We start from the raw sequence: 17,654 nt of genomic DNA on the forward strand, positions 1-17,654 counted from the left end.
GACTCAGGACTATAAAATAAGGACTAAAAAATCAGGACTTTAGACTGAGGACCAATTTTAGTTAAATAAATAATCGTTAACTATAAATATCGAACGATATGAAAAATAATATTTTAGGCTTGCATCACATTACGGCGATAGCAGGAAATGCAAAAGAAAACTTCAATTTTTATACTCAACAACTGGGGTTAAGATTGGTTAAAAAGACCGTAAACTTTGATGACCCGGGTACTTATCACCTGTATTATGGCGATGAAAGCGGATCGGCTGGAACAATTCTTACTTTTTTCCCCTGGGATGGAATTGGGAAAGGAACGGAAGGTGTTGGAATGGCCACTGAAATCGGTTATGCAGTGCCTGCTGGCAGTCATGAATTCTGGATAGAAAGATTTAGCGCAACGAATGTTCAATCGGGTGCCCTTACAGAACGCTTTGGAGAACAGGTGCTGGCTTTTAAAGATCCTGATGGACTATCACTGAGTTTAATTGTGCCAACAATCGCGGATGCCAGAACACCATGGGAAACGAGCGAAATTAAAAAAGATACAGCAACAAGAGGCTTTCACAGCACTACCTTAACCTTGCAAAGTATTGATGAAACGGCTAAGGTATTAACCGATTTGTTTGGTTATAGATTGCTTGCGCAAGAGGGAAACCGCTATCGTTTCATTACCGATACGGTGGAAAATGCGGCCATTGTAGATTTACTGGAAGATCCATCGGGGCAGAGAGGCAGAAATGCTGCGGGTACAAATCACCATGTGGCTTTCCGTGTTAAAAACGAGGAAATTCAAATGGAACTGAGGGAGCAGATTCTGAGTAAAAATTTACAGATCACCCCAAAAATTGATCGTGATTATTTCTACTCCCTGTATTTCCGTGAACCTGGAGGCGTACTTTTTGAAATTGCTACCGAAAATCCAGGTTTTACGGTAGATGAACCGCTAAATGAGTTGGGAACGCATTTAAAATTGCCTCATCAGCATGAACATTTACGTGAAGATTTAGACAAATTGCTTCCAAAATTAAATTAAAAAAGATGGCACAAGTAAAATTAAACATTCAGGAAGGCGAACCTAATTCATTCGATATTTATGATGAAGACGGTAAAGTTGGTGAAATGATTTTTGATATCAAGGGTTCGGACTTAACCGTCTATCATACCGAGGTTGATCCTGAAAAAGAGGGAAAAGGGTACGCGAAAATGCTGCTCGACGCGATGGTAGCCCATGTTCGTGAAAATAATTTAATGGTTATTGCCATGTGTCCTTATGTACATATGCAATTTACCCGCCACGAAGATTTATATGGAGATATCTGGAATAAGGGAGATAAAAAATAAGGGGAAATTATGGAAGAGATTATAAAAGCAGGAAAAAACTTTGATCAGGCAGAAAAAGTGCTGATCATGATTCACGGCCGAGGGGGCACTGCACAAGATATTTTGAGCTTGGCCGAACATCTACATGTTGCCGATTATGCACTGCTAGCGCCACAGGTTTCGGGCAATACCTGGTATCCACATTCATTTTTAGCACCGCGTACCGATAATGAACCGGCACTTTCCAAAGCTTTAACAACCCTAAAGGATACGGTTCTTTATGTAGAGAAGCAAGGCTTTTCAAAAGAACAGATTTATTTTCTGGGCTTTTCGCAGGGTGCTTGTTTAACGCTCGATTTCGTGGCGGCTAATGCTGCCCGTTATGGAGGGGTGGTAGCCTTTACCGGAGGGCTAATTGGCGACCGGGTAGACCATAGAAACTATCAGGGTAACTTTGACGGAACACCTGTTTTCATAGGTAGTAGCGATCCCGATATGCATGTTCCCGTATCAAGGGTAAAAGAATCGACCATTTTGTTAGAAGAGATGGGAGCAGAAGTAACCGAGATTATTTACCAAAATATGGGACATACCATCAGTCATGCAGAAATAGCCCAGGTAAATAAGTTGATTTTTAAAGATTAACGATAAGATGGAAAAGGAAACAGGCAGAATTGAAGCTTTTAGTGATGGCGTATTTTCAATAGGGGTTACGCTATTGGTTCTAGAACTTCATATTCCAGAATTGAAGAATGGAGAAAATCCTACTCAGTTGCTTCAGGAGTTGCAACTTCAGTGGCCCGGTTATATTGCCTTTATCATTTCCTTTTTCAGCATCTTCATAATATGGGTAAATCACCATAAAATTTTTAAACAAATTTACAAGCGAAATACAGGGCTCATGTTTGCCAATGGCCTCATTCTGTTCCTGGTTTCGCTTGTTTCGTACCCAAGTGCCCTGCTGGCCCGGTTTTTTCTCAGCGACTCCAGGCAGCTTTCCGTAACCATTTACACCGGGCTGTTCGTTTTAATTAACCTGGCGTTTAACTTGCTCTGGGAGCAAGCCAGCAGAGATAAGCGTTTATTGCGGCCAGGAATAAGTAACAAGGCCATCAGGCAATTGAGGAACAATTATCTTTATGGTTTCCCTACTTATTTAGCCGCTTTTATACTCTCATTCTTTTATCCGGATTTCGCTTTAGTAATCTGTGTATTGCTTTGGATTTTCTGGGCAGTTTCTTCCAGAAAAATAAATTTTACTGAAGTTTCGGATTTAATATAAATTATTCATCCCCTCATTGATTCATTCAGTCAATAATTAACCATTCAATAATTCAATAATTCACTCAATCAATTATTATCTCATTGCACTACTATATTTCGTATCAAGAAATCGTTCTTTGGCGAAATATCGTGAGTGATTTGTTTTAGAAAGTCGCTTGAACCAAGATTGAAGCCATATTCCTGCCTTTGGCATGTTCTTTGAAATTGCGGATTTTAATAAGCAGGTCATCCCTATTCAATCAATTCACTGCCGCTCCGTAATGATTACCCTCATTGCCGAATTGATATTTATGAGGATTTCTGTGGATTTAATCACCCTCATCCCCGGGTAAGTTATTCGTGGAAGATCAATTTTGAAAAAGAATGAGACAACAGGAATCCGATTTTACTTCCAGCGTGAATGTTGATGCAAAGGCCAATTCTTATTTCGAAGAACAAGCGGGAGCAACAGCAGAAGTTGAAAAAAAGATAAGTTTAAGAGCGCTATTTGAAGGCGTTCTTGCTAAGTTAGGCCCATTGTTTTCTATAGATTGCGCTGCCTTGGTTCTTTACAATGAAGAAATGAACCACATTACAAGAGCTTATCTTTCGGAATTAGTTTCGGGTAAAATTTCTTGTGTCGAAACCATTTCTGATCCGGTTAGCCTTTCGCTTATTACCAAAGAAATTTCTGGGTTTGATTTTCCAGTCCTCAAATCGCGACAAGACTGGATAGATGATTTTGGAGAGAATCATTGCTTAACCAATCATCCTATCGAATACCATTTTCATTGTTATATTCCCTTAGAACATAATGGCCGCATATGGGGAACTTTCGAGCTGCACAACCATAATCGCGAATTAAGTGCAGAAGGGTTAACCTTTTGCTGTAACATGGCCGATTTCCTTGCCGGATTGCTCGCTGTAATGGCCGATAAAAATATGGCAGATCCGGCACCTGCAAAGCATCATGCAGCAGAAAATATAATTGCTTTACAATCGGCATCCATTTTTGAAGAGAAAACGAGGCTTTTGGAAAATGAAATTGAAGCATTAAAGGAACAACTGGCCGAGTTCCAGGTTTTTAAGCCGGAAGAAGCTTCAGAAATACACAATCATACGCACATTGTTGGCAGTAGCCCCGAAATGCAGCAGGTTTACAAATTGCTTAATCGGATTTCCAATTCAGAAACTACTGTTTTAATTTTAGGGGAAACCGGAACAGGAAAAGAACTGATTGCCAAATCGATACACGATAGTTCTGGTAGGAGCCAGAAGGCGATGGTTAAGGTGAATTGTGCGGCTATTCCGCCAAACCTGATAGAGTCAGAGCTTTTTGGTCATGAAAAAGGAAGTTTTACTGGAGCTACAGAAAGACGAATTGGCAAGTTTGAACAAGCGCATAAGGGTACAATTTTTTTGGATGAGATTGGTGAACTGCCGCTCGATTTACAGGTAAAGTTGTTGCGTGTTTTGCAAGAGAAGGAAATAGAGCGGGTTGGTGGTAAAACTACGATTTCAACCGATGTGCGCATTATTTCTGCCACCAACAGGAATCTATTGGCAGAAGTTGAAGCGGGGAGATTCAGACGTGATTTATTTTACAGACTGAATGTTTTTCCGGTGTCTCTGCCGGCATTGAGAGATAGGAAAACCGACATCGCCCTGCTCGCAACTTTTTTCCTGAAGAAATTTGCCCAAAAATCGAACAGAACTTTAGAGGGCTTTTCTAAGAAGGCTATCTCCACCATGATGGCTTACAGCTGGCCTGGCAATGTACGGGAACTTGAGCATCTTGTAGAAAGACACGTGGTAATGGCGCAAGGAGCGATCATTAAAGAGGTGGAAATCCCTGGAAACACTGAGCAATCTTTATCAGTCATTGCGCCCGTAAAAACCATTTTCGAGAACGAAAGAGATCACATTTTTGCAGTGTTAGAATTATGCAATGGGAAAATATCAGGAGCTAATGGCGCTGCAAAATTATTGGGGGTTCCTGCAACAACGCTCAATTCTAAAATTAAAAGATTGGGCTTAGCTAAAAGGCACGTTTTTTAAATTAAACGATATTCGTGCCTTCTTCGAGCGTAAATTGACGATATAACGTAATTGAATTTTCAGGGATTTGATGTAATGCATTGTTTTTTAGCGTTTTGATTAAAGGTATTGTTTTTGATTACCATAAAATTCAGATAGTTACCGAATAAATTTACCGCAATCTCAAATGGCACCAAACGGGCAGAAAATAACATGCATCATTGTTGATGATAATCCAATTGCAAGGGAAAGCCTGATGATGCTTGCCCAACAAATTGATGATTTAGAAGTATTAAACGATTGCGAAAATGCTTTCGAAGCTTACAATTATTTGCAAAATAACGAGGTAGATCTGATTCTGCTGGATATCGAAATGCCCGAAATGACGGGAATTGAACTTACCAGGAACCTTAACGGAAAAAAGAATCTCATCATTTTCACCACCTCCAATAAAGATTACGCCATTGAGGCATTTGACCTTAACGTAGCCGATTATCTGGTTAAACCATTTTCTTCTCAACGTTTTCTGCAGGCCATTGATAAAGCCCGCGATATTTTATGCAGTAAAACGGAAGAAGTTGAGCTGGCAAACGATGAGTTTATTTTCGTTCGGGATGGTAATATTGTTCGCCGTTTACGTATTGATGATATTTTATACGCCGAAGCGATGGGCGATTATGTGAAGTTTCATACCAGTGATAAACTTTTTGCCATCCATACCCGATTGAAATCTGTGGAGGAACGGCTTCCTAAAAATAAATTTATAAGGATCCACCGATCTTACATTGTATCACTTCAACACATTAGTACGCTACAAGAGGGGGGCATGGTAATTAATGGTTGTTTTCTGCCTATTGCCGATAGCTATCGTAAAAATCTGTACCGAATGATGAACATTATTTAAAAACGAGGAAAAGATTCTACCAGTTATTTATGGAAAAAAATAAATCGCTAATGCCCGACAGCAGTTTCAATTACCTTATTTTTTCGGCCTTTGTGGTTGGTATGGGATTGCTGATTCTGGTTCAATATAGTTCATCGAGAAATATGAATACCCTCATAGAGGGAAATAAGGAACTTTTAGATGAGTTGCGTACCAGTAACCATTTGCGTGAAATAGATCGCGACATTTTGGGTGTGGAAAGCAGAATTAGGGCGGCCATTGCAACAGACGATACCACCCACCTGGAAGGGGTAGAAGGTAAAATCCAGGCTGTGAGTATGTATCTTGATTCTTTAGATGATGGTAGCGAGGAGCCGGCCATTAAAAAATATCTGGACCGGCTAAACTTTCTTGCTCAGGAAAAGGTAAAAACCAAAAATCACCTGATGGATCTCTATCGCCGAACGGGAAGGATGAATGATACCACTTCCATTGGAAATCCGCAGGCCAGAATTACATCTGATGAAATTACAGGTACCACCCACAAGATTTACAATAGCCGGGAACAACGCATGCAGGCGCTTACCCAAAAAATCAGTGAGAGTGGACAAAAAGCCAGGGCCTACGGAAATGCCCTAATTGTCCTGCTTCTTTTAAGTGGCGGAACGCTTTGCTGGTTTATTACCCGTCAATTTAGGCATAGAACGCTTTTAATTGATCAATTAAATGATTCGGAAAAAAAATCAAGAGCGGCACTGGGAATTAAGGAGAATTTTCTGGCCAATATGAGCCATGAAATTAGAACACCACTTAACTCTATACTCGGTTTTACAACCCTTTTGCAGCGGCAAGAGGTAGACCGCCAATCGCAGCACTTCATTACCTCCATACAACAGGCAGGAGAAAACCTATTGGCTATTATCAATGATATTCTCGACATTTCTAAAATTGAAGCCGGTATGATGCGCATAGTGAATAAACCTTTCAGTATGCGCGGTTTGTTACATTCGGTAGAAGTGCTTTTTTCGGAAAGGGTACGAGCTAAAGGGTTAAATTATCTGACTGAAATAGACGACAATGTTCCCGATACACTTATTGGAGATGCCACCCGTTTAACTCAAATTATGGTTAATTTATTAGGCAATGCATTAAAATTTAGTGAGAAAGGCTGGCTTAAAGTTGGTGTTTCTGTTGCCTCGGTAAATAATAATTCGATAAGGGTAAAGTTTATCGTATCTGATGAGGGTATTGGGATTAGTGCTGAAAAACTCGAACGCATTTTCGAGCGGTTTAATCAGGCCGATGATTCCATTACCAGGAATTATGGCGGTACTGGCTTAGGGCTGTCAATAGTAAAAGATTTATTGGAAATTCAAAAGGGAACCATTGAGGTAAGCAGTAATGTAGGTTTAGGTACTACATTTACCTTCGAAATTCCTTATCTCATTTCGAATGATCAGACAGCAGGTGAAGTGGTGCGTTACAAGGTGGTAGAGCCAGAATGGATTGGCCGCTCCATTCATATCCTCATTGTAGATGATAATATGATGAACCAGGATTTAATGGCTAATATTTTGGCCTATTGGGGCTTTTCATTCTCCATTGCATCAAACGGGAAAGAGGCCGTTGAGCAAATTAAAACCGGGCATTTTGATTTGGTGATGATGGATATTCAAATGCCTGAAATGGATGGATATTCGGCAACAATCCAAATTCGGAAGGAGCTGAAATCTGATATTCCAATTATAGCCATGACTGCCCATGCCATGTCTGGAGAACGCGAAAAATGTATCACTTTAGGTATGAACGATTATATTTCGAAGCCAGTTAATGAGCAGGAACTTTTACGACTTATTGAAAAAGTAACCGTTCCAAATCCAGTGGTAGGAAATACATCCTCAGCTTTTGTATATCTGGATTTGGATTATCTTAAAGATATGGGCAAAGGCAATGTGGCTTACGAAAGGAAGGTGACTGGCCATTTTATCAAACGGATACCTGAAGATATGATTGCTTTGCAAAGTGCATTGAAGGCTGAAGATTATCAAAAAATTAGAGAAGTGGCCCATAGCTTACGCACCACATTAGCCATTATGGGGGTTTTAGAAAGGACGGTTCAGATCTTAGATGAATTGGAGTTTCCTCAAAATGACAGGCGAAACTTTGAACAATTGATTTCGGCCTTAGAAATGGTTTGTAAAGGAGCCGTTGCAGAAGCAGATGGCTATTTAAAAACTTTAAAAGGTAAGTAAATTCGCATCATACCTTAGCGTATATCAAAAAGGCGCAACTGCTGAATCTGGTTCAGCGGTTGCGCCCTTCTCTTAAAATAACAATTGGCCTAAATGTCCAGTTCGAACGATGATCTGGAGGCCTTGTCTGCCTGGTCTAACAAATCAACATCGTGTTCGCTAGCCATTTTGTCGCTGATGATTTCAGTTTGATTCAGTGCATCTTCCTCACTGGTTAATGCATCTTCCTTATCATCAGAAAGTTCTTCTTTATTCGGGTCTATGATCATGTTTTTTTTATTTAAAGATAGCCATTTATCAAATGTGAAAGGCATTTTTTATCGATCATTTGGTTAAAAAAATATCATTTTTTAATCCAGATGCTCCCTTCTGGTGCAAGCGTCCCGCTTGTGACTAAAGCGATTAAAAAGTTTTACCACAAAGGCCACTAAGATTTACACAGAGAAAGGAGAGCGGTTTAGCGCACCCAGTCCCACAACACGTAACACGTAACCCACAACCATTTTGCATCTCGCCTGTATCGCAAATCCAGCTCCCCTACTTTTCAAGGAGGGGGTGTGCCAGCCAGTGTGTAGGCGGGGGTGGTTTCTATTGATATCCATTCTTTTATCCATCTTTACCACAAAGGCCAAAAGCTATACACAGAGAAAGGAGAGGTTTGGTGCACCCAGGCCCCGCAACACATAACCCATCCAAATTCCAACTTAATTATCACTATCTTACATTAAATCTCAACTCCATATGAAAATTGCTGTTTTTAGTGCCTGTGTCTATGATCAGGAATTTCTCGAAAAATATAATACTAACCATCAGCTTGTTTTCTTTGAGCAGGCATTGAATTTTGACAATGTAGCATTGACGAAAGCGTTTGATGCCGTATGCCTTTTTGTAAATGATCGCGCAGATGAAAAGGTACTTTCCGCCTTAGTAGAAAACGGTGTAAAGCTTATCCTACTTCGTTGTGCCGGATTTAACAATGTTGATCTGGAGGCCGCAGCCAAACTCGGGATTAAAATCCTTCGCGTTCCGGCCTATTCACCAGAAGCAGTAGCAGAACATGCCATGGCCATGATTTTAACGCTGAACCGTAAAACCCATAAAGCCTATAACCGGGTTAGAGATGGTAACTTTTCTTTGGCATCTTTAATGGGGTTTAATTTGAACCATGCTAAGGTGGCCTTGATTGGTACCGGTAATATCGGAAAAGCTTTGTATAAAATTTTGAAGGGATTTGGGTGTAGCATATTGGCTTATGATCCCTACCCTGATGATACATTACGTGCTGAAGGCCTTGTTTATGCCAGTTTAAAGGAGGTGCTATGCGATGCAGAGATCGTTTCCTTACATTGCCCATTAACAGACCAATCTTTCCATGTAATTAACGAGCAAACCCTTAAATATTTTAAAAAAGGCGCTATGCTGATCAACACCAGTAGAGGTGCACTGATTAACACCGCAGATGTGATTAATTCGCTTAAATCAGGGCAACTGGGTTATCTCGGGCTCGATGTTTATGAGCAGGAATCGGCACTATTCTTTCATGATCTTTCAGAAAAAGTTATTCAGGATGATTTAATCGCCCGTCTTATATCCTTTCCTAATGTGCTCATTACTTCCCATCAGGGCTTCTTCACCCGTGAGGCCATGCAACAAATTGCCGAAATCACCTTTTCAAATGCAGATGCTTTTGCCAATGGAAAACCTATGCCTAATGAAATCAAACCCTAAAGTGGTGCCTCTGGCGCAAGCGTCCTGCTTGTGACTAAATCGAGGGGTTTGCGCCAGATGTGATTAGAAATTTTACCACAAAGATCACCAAGATTTACACAGAGAAAGGAGAGGTTCGGTGCACCCAGTCCCACAACACGCAACCCATAACCATTTTTGGTTCATGCATGTATCGCAAATCCTGCTCCCCTACTTTTCAAGGAGGGGGTGAGCTAGCCAGTGCGTAGGCGGGGGTGGTTTTATTTTTATACACTCTCTGCCAACCATCATTCCCGCGCAGGCGGGGAACTTCATACATAGAATTGGTATTAATTTGCCACGGAACCACTGAAAGCACGGAAAATCCTAGTGGCTAGTTTGGTAGAAACTTTACCACAAAGATCACCAAGATTTACACAGAGAAAGGAGAGCGGTTTAGTGCACGCCTTCTGTGTTAGATGTGCTTGGAGCATAGCCGCCTGCACTTATCTTTCTTATTTGGCTTATATGGTAAAAATAATTTGAGTGTTATAAGTTATGTGTCAGGAAGCGTGAATTTCCATCGCTTAAATGTCTTACATGGTGAAAAAAATGTGGTAAATCCCCTCTCTGGCGCAAGCGTCCTGCTTGTGACCAAAGCGTTGTTTAAAAAAACACAATCGAGGGGGCTTGCGCTAGATGTGATAAAAAACTTTACCACAAAGATCACCAAGATTTACACAGAGAAAGGAGAGCGGTTTAGCGCACCCAGTCCCACAACACGCAAGCCACAACCATTTTGCATCTCGCCCGTATCATAAATCCAGCTCCCCTACTTTTCAAGGAGGGGGTGAGCTAGCCAGTGCGTAGGCGGGGGTGGTTTTATTTTTATACACTCTCTGCCAACCATCATTCCCGCGCAGGTGGGGAAACTTCATGGATAGAATTGGTATTAATTTGCCACGGAATCCCAGCTCTTATCATAGCTGATTTTAAAGGCAATGCTCCAGATAAATCCAATCTATCCTAGCTCATACTACTTGTAGCGTCTTGTATGATGTTGAAAATACTAAGCCGTTAGCAGGAGGGGGGGTATGGTTAAGTATAAATTACAAGCGATATGCGGAAAGAAAGATCATGGCAAGACAAACGTCTTTTAATGATAAGAAACGATTATCACAAATATCAGAACATGAAAGAGGTCATGTAGTAATTGCGAATATTCTTGCTAAAAAATTGGAAGAAAAAATGAGCAAAGTTTATTACGGAAACTATATTATCGAGGCAAAAAAAAATATTTCAAAAAATATTTGATGAATTTAAGTTATTTGAATTAAAGTATGATGATGAGACCAATCATAGCCTTAATCAAGCTAAGCAAAAAGAGTGGAATATTAAGCTGAAAAAAATGCTGTCTAATTAGAAATATCTTGGCAATAAAAAATAGCTTAAAACTAGAATTGGAGTAATTGAGTAAATCATTATAAAAGGAAAGTAATTCTTATTTCTTCGTATTGAATCAATTTCATTGATTACTTGTAAATGCTTATCGCCTCGTATGTTTTTGTCCGCATAAAAAAATTCTAAAAACAATAATATAACCCAAATTATAATCTCTACTATAGATATTTTTGGTGTGATTTTTCGAACGATCAAGAAAATAAACGCCAAGTTTAGAATTGCTATACTATCAGTTATTCGCACAATACTTGGACTTTTTACGTATGCCCATCGTATGCCAAATATTTTACCATAGATCTTATAAATTGCATAAAAGTAAAATTCGTGGAGTATTTTCATTTTAAAGTTATAGAACAAATTATTATGAGATTAAACGATAACGAAATGCATCTAGCATATCTTGTTTTTGTTTTTGAACCGGAGTTATGCGCCCAAATGTCTCTAAGAAAGTTTTACCTTCAGTTCCACCTTTCATAATTAATCGATCCCATAACTTATCCAAGCCTTCATCTTCCGCCTCCGGCGCAAGCGTCCCGCTTGCGACTAAAGCTTAATTTGATGCGCAGTTTAAAAAACACAATCTACACGCCTGCACAAGAAGTGGATATGTCAAATGGTTATTTAATCTCGTTTATATTTCTGACGGTTACATGCGGCATTTTCTCGAAAAGATCCTGCATATACTTTCTGTGGTTGGCTCCCGCTATAACAACAACTTTTTCTGCCCTCTGGGCCCTGGCGTGATTGACTACATTGTTGCACATGGCTATATTTCTCATCATCCACCAGTGGATTTTCGAAAGCATCTCTTGTTTCGGGAAATTCTTCATGGTATACATTTCCGGCAGATAGAAATCTCCAGATGCGGAAATCTTGGCTGCTTCGTCGGTATTTAGCCATTCGGTAACATTTTTTGAAGTTTTTTCTATACTATCATATTTTTCGAAACCTTTTTGAATGGCATTTAGATTTGCTTTCAGTTCATTCCTGAAAATAGCTGAAGTATCTTTTTTGAATACATTGAACTTTGCATCGAAAGCTCCCCAAGACGCTCCCCAATTTAAATCATAATCCTGGCAGTCCATGGCAATCAATTCGCCTATTCCCAGCTCCTTCATCATTGGGAATGCAATAAAGGCATATTCGGAGGTTTTTAATCTTTTCATACTTCTCCCAACGGTATCTAGTTTCGGGCTTAGTATTTTATTTACATAATCTTCCAGTTTAATGTCTGCTGATTTTTGAAGGTAATCAAACACCTGCCAATATTGATAATGGCCATTTGCAACATCCTGATTGAGGTAATAGACATGGGCCAGATCTGTTTTCAACCGATAATCTTTTGGATTGTAGATTGCCAGTTTTTTTAAGCTGTCTATTGTTTTGGGTAGTGCTTCTTCAGCTATAGCTCTGTTTTTTTTAAGGATTTCGATGCGCCTGAGATTTTCCTTTTTACACCAATAGTCCATAACATTCTGCTCATCCTTCTTGCTCAGAAATTCGCCAAAAAAAGCAGTCGGTTTAAATTTTTTGATTTTGTTGTGGATGCCTGAAAAATCCTGCTGTGGGTAGTTACCATAATTATGTGACACACCGATCAGCAACACTTCTACCTTTTGGGCATTAACAATAATGGGAAAGAAAAAAATGAGAAATAAAGCGTACCTCATATTGGTAGATTATGTTATTGGATACCTGCCAATTTAAGCATTGGCTTGCACAAAAAAGAACAAAAATTAATTTGCCATGCAAAATTAAAAGAGAAGAGGTTGTTGATATTCTTGCGATCTGTAGGCTGATGCCGCCCACACTGGCGCAAGCGCCCCGCTTGTGAGTAACTGAATTATTTGGATAACTTTAATATTGTAAATAGAAAGCTAAATACGTTTTTATAATAGCCGGCCTTTAGTTTAAAAACACACAAGCGAGACGCTTGCGCTAGATGCATCTCGTTAAGACCCCACCCAAAATACCTTACAACGAAAAAAGCCTTGATTTCTCGAGGCTTTTGATGTAGCGGGGAGCAGGATCGAACTGCCGACCTCAGGGTTATGAATCCTGCGCTCTAACCATCTGAGCTACCCCGCCAAGGGTGTGTCAAAGCGACACTGGTTATTTCGGACTGCAAAGATATAACTAAAATTGTTTTTTAAAAAAGAAATTTAAAAAATAACATAAGCCATTCAATATCAATGAAAATAAATTATGGTAGATAAACACTAGCAGGTAATGGCTGGCTCAATTCTTAAAATAATTCATGCTATTTTAAACAAGAGACATCAAGCCCGTATTCTGATTTGGCCTCTCGATCTTTTTAACTCCACAATGCTTCTCGCTATTCTTTATCATTTAGCTTACTTATTTTGCCTAACCCAAAGTCGAGGTTTAGCATAGCACGATCTTTTCAATTTTTAACTTTCAGGCTTTTGATTTTATGGCGATGGCTTTACCCTCTTCCTGCTTTCTGCGTATAGCTTTCGTGTTTTAGCTTTCAGCTTCCTTTTCTCCTTTCTACCAACAAATATTATTACCGCTAAAAACCCTATAGGCGAGCCAGAAATGCGGTTTTTGCACTAAGGTTTCAATAAGAAACAGGAAAAATAATCGTGGATATTTGGAAGAGTTGCAGATTTAGAATAAATTACCTTTCTTTAGAAAAAGAAAAACCAAATAAATTAATCCAGAGGGGCTCTGGGAGCGACTAGACATGGCAGAAAAGAAGAAATTTACGCTTGAGTACGAGGTGAAATCGTCGCCAAGAATATTATATAGTTTTATTAGTGAACCTAATGGTTTATCGCAATGGTTTGCCGATGACGTAAATTTCCGTGATCAGGTATATACCTTCACTTGGGATGATGAACAGCAAAAGGCAAAGCTGGTAGCCATAAAAGAATATAAATCGGTTAAATTTAAGTGGATTGATGACGAGCCACAATGCTATTTCGAAATGGAAATTGTGCAGGATGAATTAACCAACGATGTGGCTCTGGCCATTACCGATTTTACTACAGACGATTTGTTGGCAGAGAAAAAGCAGATTTGGGATAATCAGATCGATTATCTGATCAGTGTTTTGGGTGCCTAAAAATCTTGCGCTTTTGCGTACCTTTGTAGGGTGAAAAAAATACATTTTCTATTAATAAAAGCATTTGTAAAGCCATTCGTTGCCACATTTTTTGTGGTAATGTTTATTCTTTTAATGTTTTTCCTGTTTAAATGGATCGATGATTTAATAGGCAAGGGGTTTGAATGGTATACCATTTTAGAACTGATGGCCTATGCATCTGCGGCAAATGTATCTATGGCCTTACCGCTATCGGTACTGCTGTCTTCTATCATGACTTTCGGTACGCTCGGCGAAAACTATGAGCTGGTAGCCATCAAATCTGCAGGTATTTCCTTACAAAGAGCCATGCGGCCCTTATTTGTGGTGATTATCATGCTCACCATAGGTTCGTTTCTATTTTCGAACTATATGCTCCCCAAAGCCAACCTTAAATTTAACTCCCTGCTTTACGATATCCGAAATAAAAAGCTGGCCTTTTTAATTAAACCCGGAGTATTTAACAACAGCATTCCCGAATATTCTATCCGGGTAGATAGTAAGGATAATGATGGGATGTTACATGGCATTATGATTTACGACCGGAAGAACAGCAATGGGATCCCGAAAATTATCATCGCCAAGGAAGGGAAGATGGAGAAAACAGATGATGGAGAATTTTTAGTGCTGCAGTTAAAAAACGGTGTGCAATATGAAGAAGGATCAAGCAATAGTGGTACGTACAACCCGAGGCAAACCTTTTCCAGAAGACGTTTTAAGGCAACAGCCCCACGCTTTGATCTATCATCGTTTAAGTTAAACCGTACCGACGAAAATGCCTTTGGGAACAGTACACCCATGCTTAACCTGAAAGGGATTGAAAGAAAAGGCGATTCACTGCGCCGGCAGTTAGATACCATTCAGCGCAATACCATGTTAAACCTAAAAAGCAATTTCAGGCAGTATAATGCAGTTGCAGGCTATTCTAAAGTAAAAAAAATACAGCCTAAGAAAATACATGATGTGATATTGAGAGATATTCCCAATGGGTCGCGTAAAACCAGCCTGGAGAATGCCGCCAATACGGTGGCGGGCATTATGCAACACTTACCTAATTGGGTACCCAGAGATAAGGATGTGAAGGGTGAGATTATTTTTACCCGTATTGAGTATCAGCGTAAGTTTACACTGGCAGCCTCCTGTATCCTGTTGTTTTTTATTGGAGCACCATTGGGAGCTATTATCCGCAAGGGCGGGATGGGACTTCCGGTAGTAATGGCTATCTCCTTCTTCCTGGTTTATCACATTATTACTACTGTAGCAGAGAAATCGGCACGGGAAGGAAATTTGAACCCGATATTTGCCATGTGGATTGCCGTCATTGTGTTATCGCCCCTGGCAGTATTCTTAACTTATAAGGCGACTGTAGATTCTGCATTATTTGATATTAATGCCTATAAGCTGTTTTTTAATAAATTATTCAAGAAAAAAGAGAAGGCCGTCGGATCATAATCATTTAACTTCCAAATGATATTTGGAGCTCCATAATGCTTAAAATAGGTCGTACCTTTGTATAGCTGAAAAGGCATGGTTTTGGAGATAAATCCCTTTTTAGCAACAAAAATATTGTTCATAACAAATGCAAACAAAGTTAAATACCATAGAGGAAGCAATAGCTGATATAAAAGCCGGAAAAGTAATTATCGTAGTAGATGATGAAAACAGAGAGAACGAAGGCGATTTTTTAACAGCTGCAGAGAACGCCACACCAGAGGTAATCAATTTTATGGCTACTTATGGTCGCGGTTTAATCTGCGCTCCATTAACAGAAGAGCGCTGCAAAGAGCTTAACTTGGATTTGATGGTTGGTAAAAATACCGCCGCTTACGAAACCAATTTTACCGTTTCGGTAGATTTAGTAGGGCATGGCTGTACAACGGGTATTTCTGCTAGCGATAGATCAAAAACCATGTTGGCGCTGGTAGACCCTAAGACTAATCCGGAAGAGTTGGGCAGACCAGGCCATATTTTTCCTTTAATTGCTAAAGATGGCGGAGTTATCCGTCGTGCAGGTCATACAGAAGCCGCAGTAGATTTAGCCCGATTAGCTGGAATGAAACCTGCAGGATTGCTAGTAGAGATTTTAAAAGAGGATGGTGAAATGGCCAGACTCCCTGATTTATTGAAAATCGCAGAACAGCATCAATTGAAAATTATTTCTATCGAGGATTTAATCGCATACCGGTTAAAAATCGATAGCTTAATTAAACAAGAAGTTACCATTGATTTACCAACAGCATGGGGCGATTTTAAAATGACCGCCTATACCCAGCTGGATAATAATGCCACTCATTTAGCCATTTCTAAAGGCGAATGGAATGCAGATGAACCTATTTTAGCCAGGGTTCATAGTTCTTGCGTTACCGGCGATATTTTTGGTTCTTGCCGATGCGATTGCGGACCGCAGTTGCATAAAGCTTTAGAAATGATCCAGAAAGAAGGAAAAGGCGTAGTGGTTTACATGAATCAGGAAGGCCGCGGCATTGGATTGATTAATAAACTTCGTTCTTACAACTTACAAGATGCTGGCTTTGATACCGTTGAAGCGAATATTAAGTTGGGCTTTAAAGGCGATGAACGCGACTATGGAGTAGGTGCACAGATCTTAAGATCAGAAGGTGTAACCAAAATGCGCTTAATGAGTAACAACCCTACCAAAAGAGCAGGCCTAATTGGCTATGGCTTAGAGGTAGTAGAAAACATTCCGATTGAAATAGAAAGTAACGTACATAACGAACGCTATCTGAAAACCAAAAGGGATAAGATGGGGCATTCGATTATGAAAGGCTAATAAGGTTGCAAGTTACGAGTTGTGGTTACGGGTGTTGATCCGTACTAAGCTATAAGTTTTACTTACTCGGTTAACAATAAGGAATTTTGAGTTTGGAACGCAGTGCGTCCGAATTTGAAACTCCTTTTTTGTTGCGATCACGAAAGTGTCGAGTTGGTTAGGGGTTAGGTGGTTAGCCAGACCACGAATCTATTGTTAAAGGCCCTGAAACAAGTTCAGGGTGACGGATCAATAGGATATGCGAGAAGACTCCTAACTCCAAGCTCTCAACTCCAAACTATTATGCGCCCAAGACTCCAGACTAACGACTCCAGAATCAGTGTTGTCCGGTAAAATTCTGAATTAGTTAAAAAAGTTCATCCTAGAATTTTCAAGGCATATTTTTCCCGTTAGATAAAAGTAAGCCCCCCTGCTCTATGTTTTAAACAATGTCATTTGGTATTGTGGTCTGTATTCTTTGTATCCAAACAGAGCTTTTTCAATCCTGTCCGTCGAGTTCCGCAGGAGTTCTACGGATTGTTTAATGGAGGAGAGTCTTTGACTCGGTTTAAGTAATGTTGAGTTATGAAACTCAACGGTATGTTGTAATCCGTAGAGACGCTGCGCTTAACTCTACGGACAGGGCAGGTAATGGTCCTGAAACAAGTTCAGGGTGACGGATCTATAGGATATGCGAGAGGACTCCAGACTAACGACTCCAGACTGAGGACTAAATCAACAGCCTTCTGAGTATAAATTTCGAATGGTTTGATGTAAAGGCCCTGAAACAAGTTCAGGGTGACGTTGGAATAGGTTAGGCGAGAGGACTCCTAACTCCAAGCTCTCAACTCCAAACTATTATGCGCCCAAGACTC

The 17,654-nt window shown here is 39.9% G+C and carries 14 protein-coding genes and 1 tRNA gene; 12 read left to right on the forward strand and 3 right to left on the reverse strand.

What is annotated here, in order from left to right; all coding sequences use genetic code 11:
- The first annotated feature begins 98 nt into the window (after nt 1-98).
- The 7 genes from BMX11_RS21235 to BMX11_RS21265 all read left to right on the forward strand — a co-directional run bounded on the left by BMX11_RS21235 (nt 99) and on the right by BMX11_RS21265 (nt 7,756).
- On the forward strand, nt 99-1,034 hold the full coding sequence (locus BMX11_RS21235; RefSeq protein ID WP_090888605.1) for a ring-cleaving dioxygenase: 936 nt from the start codon (nt 99-101) through the stop codon (nt 1,032-1,034).
- 5 nt (nt 1,035-1,039) lie between these two features.
- Nucleotides 1,040-1,342: a GNAT family N-acetyltransferase gene (locus tag BMX11_RS21240; protein WP_090888608.1), complete on the forward strand. Its 303-nt coding sequence runs from the start codon at nt 1,040-1,042 to the stop codon at nt 1,340-1,342.
- A gap of 9 nt (nt 1,343-1,351) precedes the next feature.
- Complete coding sequence (locus BMX11_RS21245) at nt 1,352-1,966, forward strand: alpha/beta hydrolase (protein WP_090888610.1); 615 nt, start codon at nt 1,352-1,354, stop codon at nt 1,964-1,966.
- 7 nt (nt 1,967-1,973) lie between these two features.
- Nucleotides 1,974-2,603: a TMEM175 family protein gene (locus BMX11_RS21250; RefSeq protein WP_090888612.1), complete on the forward strand. Its 630-nt coding sequence runs from the start codon at nt 1,974-1,976 to the stop codon at nt 2,601-2,603.
- A gap of 365 nt (nt 2,604-2,968) precedes the next feature.
- Entirely contained in the window at nt 2,969-4,642 is a 1,674-nt protein-coding gene (locus BMX11_RS21255) for a sigma-54-dependent transcriptional regulator (protein ID WP_090888614.1), read from the forward strand.
- 166 nt (nt 4,643-4,808) lie between these two features.
- Complete coding sequence (locus tag BMX11_RS21260) at nt 4,809-5,525, forward strand: LytR/AlgR family response regulator transcription factor (protein WP_217643893.1); 717 nt, start codon at nt 4,809-4,811, stop codon at nt 5,523-5,525.
- Nucleotides 5,526-5,554: 29 nt separating this feature from the next.
- On the forward strand, nt 5,555-7,756 hold the full coding sequence (locus BMX11_RS21265) for a response regulator (RefSeq protein WP_090888616.1): 2,202 nt from the start codon (nt 5,555-5,557) through the stop codon (nt 7,754-7,756).
- Between the two features lie 89 nt (nt 7,757-7,845).
- Here BMX11_RS21265 and BMX11_RS21270 read toward each other — a convergent pair whose 3' ends face one another.
- Nucleotides 7,846-8,070 (reverse strand): hypothetical protein, encoded by a 225-nt coding sequence (locus tag BMX11_RS21270; RefSeq protein WP_090888617.1) that lies wholly within the window; start codon nt 8,068-8,070, stop codon nt 7,846-7,848.
- 427 nt (nt 8,071-8,497) lie between these two features.
- Here BMX11_RS21270 and BMX11_RS21275 point away from each other — a divergent pair, with 427 nt between their 5' ends.
- Nucleotides 8,498-9,484: a 2-hydroxyacid dehydrogenase gene (locus tag BMX11_RS21275; protein ID WP_090888618.1), complete on the forward strand. Its 987-nt coding sequence runs from the start codon at nt 8,498-8,500 to the stop codon at nt 9,482-9,484.
- 1,008 nt (nt 9,485-10,492) lie between these two features.
- The gene (locus BMX11_RS24435) at nt 10,493-10,756 is read left to right on the forward strand and encodes a hypothetical protein (RefSeq protein ID WP_090888619.1); all 264 of its coding nucleotides are present in this window, start codon (nt 10,493-10,495) and stop codon (nt 10,754-10,756) included.
- A 764-nt stretch (nt 10,757-11,520) separates the two neighbouring features.
- On the opposite strand, the gene BMX11_RS21290 is transcribed toward BMX11_RS24435, so the two are convergent.
- Both BMX11_RS21290 and BMX11_RS21295 read right to left on the reverse strand, forming a co-directional pair.
- A complete protein-coding gene (locus tag BMX11_RS21290) occupies nt 11,521-12,573 on the reverse strand; it encodes a DUF5694 domain-containing protein (protein ID WP_090888621.1) in 1,053 nt (350 codons plus the stop codon).
- 344 nt (nt 12,574-12,917) lie between these two features.
- A tRNA-Met gene (locus BMX11_RS21295) sits at nt 12,918-12,991 on the reverse strand.
- 619 nt (nt 12,992-13,610) lie between these two features.
- Between BMX11_RS21295 and BMX11_RS21300 the strand changes: the two genes are divergently transcribed.
- The 3 genes from BMX11_RS21300 (at nt 13,611) to BMX11_RS21310 (ending at nt 16,800) form a co-directional block, all read left to right on the forward strand.
- Nucleotides 13,611-13,991, forward strand: coding sequence for an START-like domain-containing protein (locus BMX11_RS21300; RefSeq protein ID WP_090888623.1), 381 nt, complete (start codon nt 13,611-13,613; stop codon nt 13,989-13,991).
- A gap of 99 nt (nt 13,992-14,090) precedes the next feature.
- Nucleotides 14,091-15,461 (forward strand): LptF/LptG family permease, encoded by a 1,371-nt coding sequence (locus BMX11_RS21305; RefSeq protein ID WP_245738734.1) that lies wholly within the window; start codon nt 14,091-14,093, stop codon nt 15,459-15,461.
- A gap of 127 nt (nt 15,462-15,588) precedes the next feature.
- Entirely contained in the window at nt 15,589-16,800 is a 1,212-nt protein-coding gene (locus BMX11_RS21310) for a bifunctional 3,4-dihydroxy-2-butanone-4-phosphate synthase/GTP cyclohydrolase II (RefSeq protein ID WP_090888627.1), read from the forward strand.
- Nucleotides 16,801-17,654 lie beyond the last annotated feature (854 nt).

The sequence above is a fragment of the Pedobacter rhizosphaerae genome, assembly GCF_900111155.1.
Classification (GTDB): Bacteria; Bacteroidota; Bacteroidia; order Sphingobacteriales; family Sphingobacteriaceae; genus Pedobacter; species Pedobacter rhizosphaerae.

Bases quoted from the DNA above. Each gene is read 5' to 3' on its own strand.
- BMX11_RS21235 (WP_090888605.1), top strand. From the start codon at position 99: ATGAAAAATAATATTTTAGGCTTGCATCACATTACGGCGATAGCAGGA.
- BMX11_RS21240 (WP_090888608.1), top strand. From the start codon at position 1,040: ATGGCACAAGTAAAATTAAACATTCAGGAAGGCGAACCTAATTCATTC.
- BMX11_RS21245 (WP_090888610.1), top strand. From the start codon at position 1,352: ATGGAAGAGATTATAAAAGCAGGAAAAAACTTTGATCAGGCAGAAAAA.
- BMX11_RS21250 (WP_090888612.1), top strand. From the start codon at position 1,974: ATGGAAAAGGAAACAGGCAGAATTGAAGCTTTTAGTGATGGCGTATTT.
- BMX11_RS21255 (WP_090888614.1), top strand. From the start codon at position 2,969: ATGAGACAACAGGAATCCGATTTTACTTCCAGCGTGAATGTTGATGCA.
- BMX11_RS21260 (WP_217643893.1), top strand. From the start codon at position 4,809: ATGGCACCAAACGGGCAGAAAATAACATGCATCATTGTTGATGATAAT.
- BMX11_RS21265 (WP_090888616.1), top strand. From the start codon at position 5,555: ATGGAAAAAAATAAATCGCTAATGCCCGACAGCAGTTTCAATTACCTT.
- BMX11_RS21270 (WP_090888617.1), bottom strand. From the start codon at position 8,070: ATGCCTTTCACATTTGATAAATGGCTATCTTTAAATAAAAAAAACATG.
- BMX11_RS21275 (WP_090888618.1), top strand. From the start codon at position 8,498: ATGAAAATTGCTGTTTTTAGTGCCTGTGTCTATGATCAGGAATTTCTC.
- BMX11_RS21290 (WP_090888621.1), bottom strand. From the start codon at position 12,573: ATGAGGTACGCTTTATTTCTCATTTTTTTCTTTCCCATTATTGTTAAT.
- BMX11_RS21300 (WP_090888623.1), top strand. From the start codon at position 13,611: ATGGCAGAAAAGAAGAAATTTACGCTTGAGTACGAGGTGAAATCGTCG.
- BMX11_RS21305 (WP_245738734.1), top strand. From the start codon at position 14,091: ATGTTTATTCTTTTAATGTTTTTCCTGTTTAAATGGATCGATGATTTA.
- BMX11_RS21310 (WP_090888627.1), top strand. From the start codon at position 15,589: ATGCAAACAAAGTTAAATACCATAGAGGAAGCAATAGCTGATATAAAA.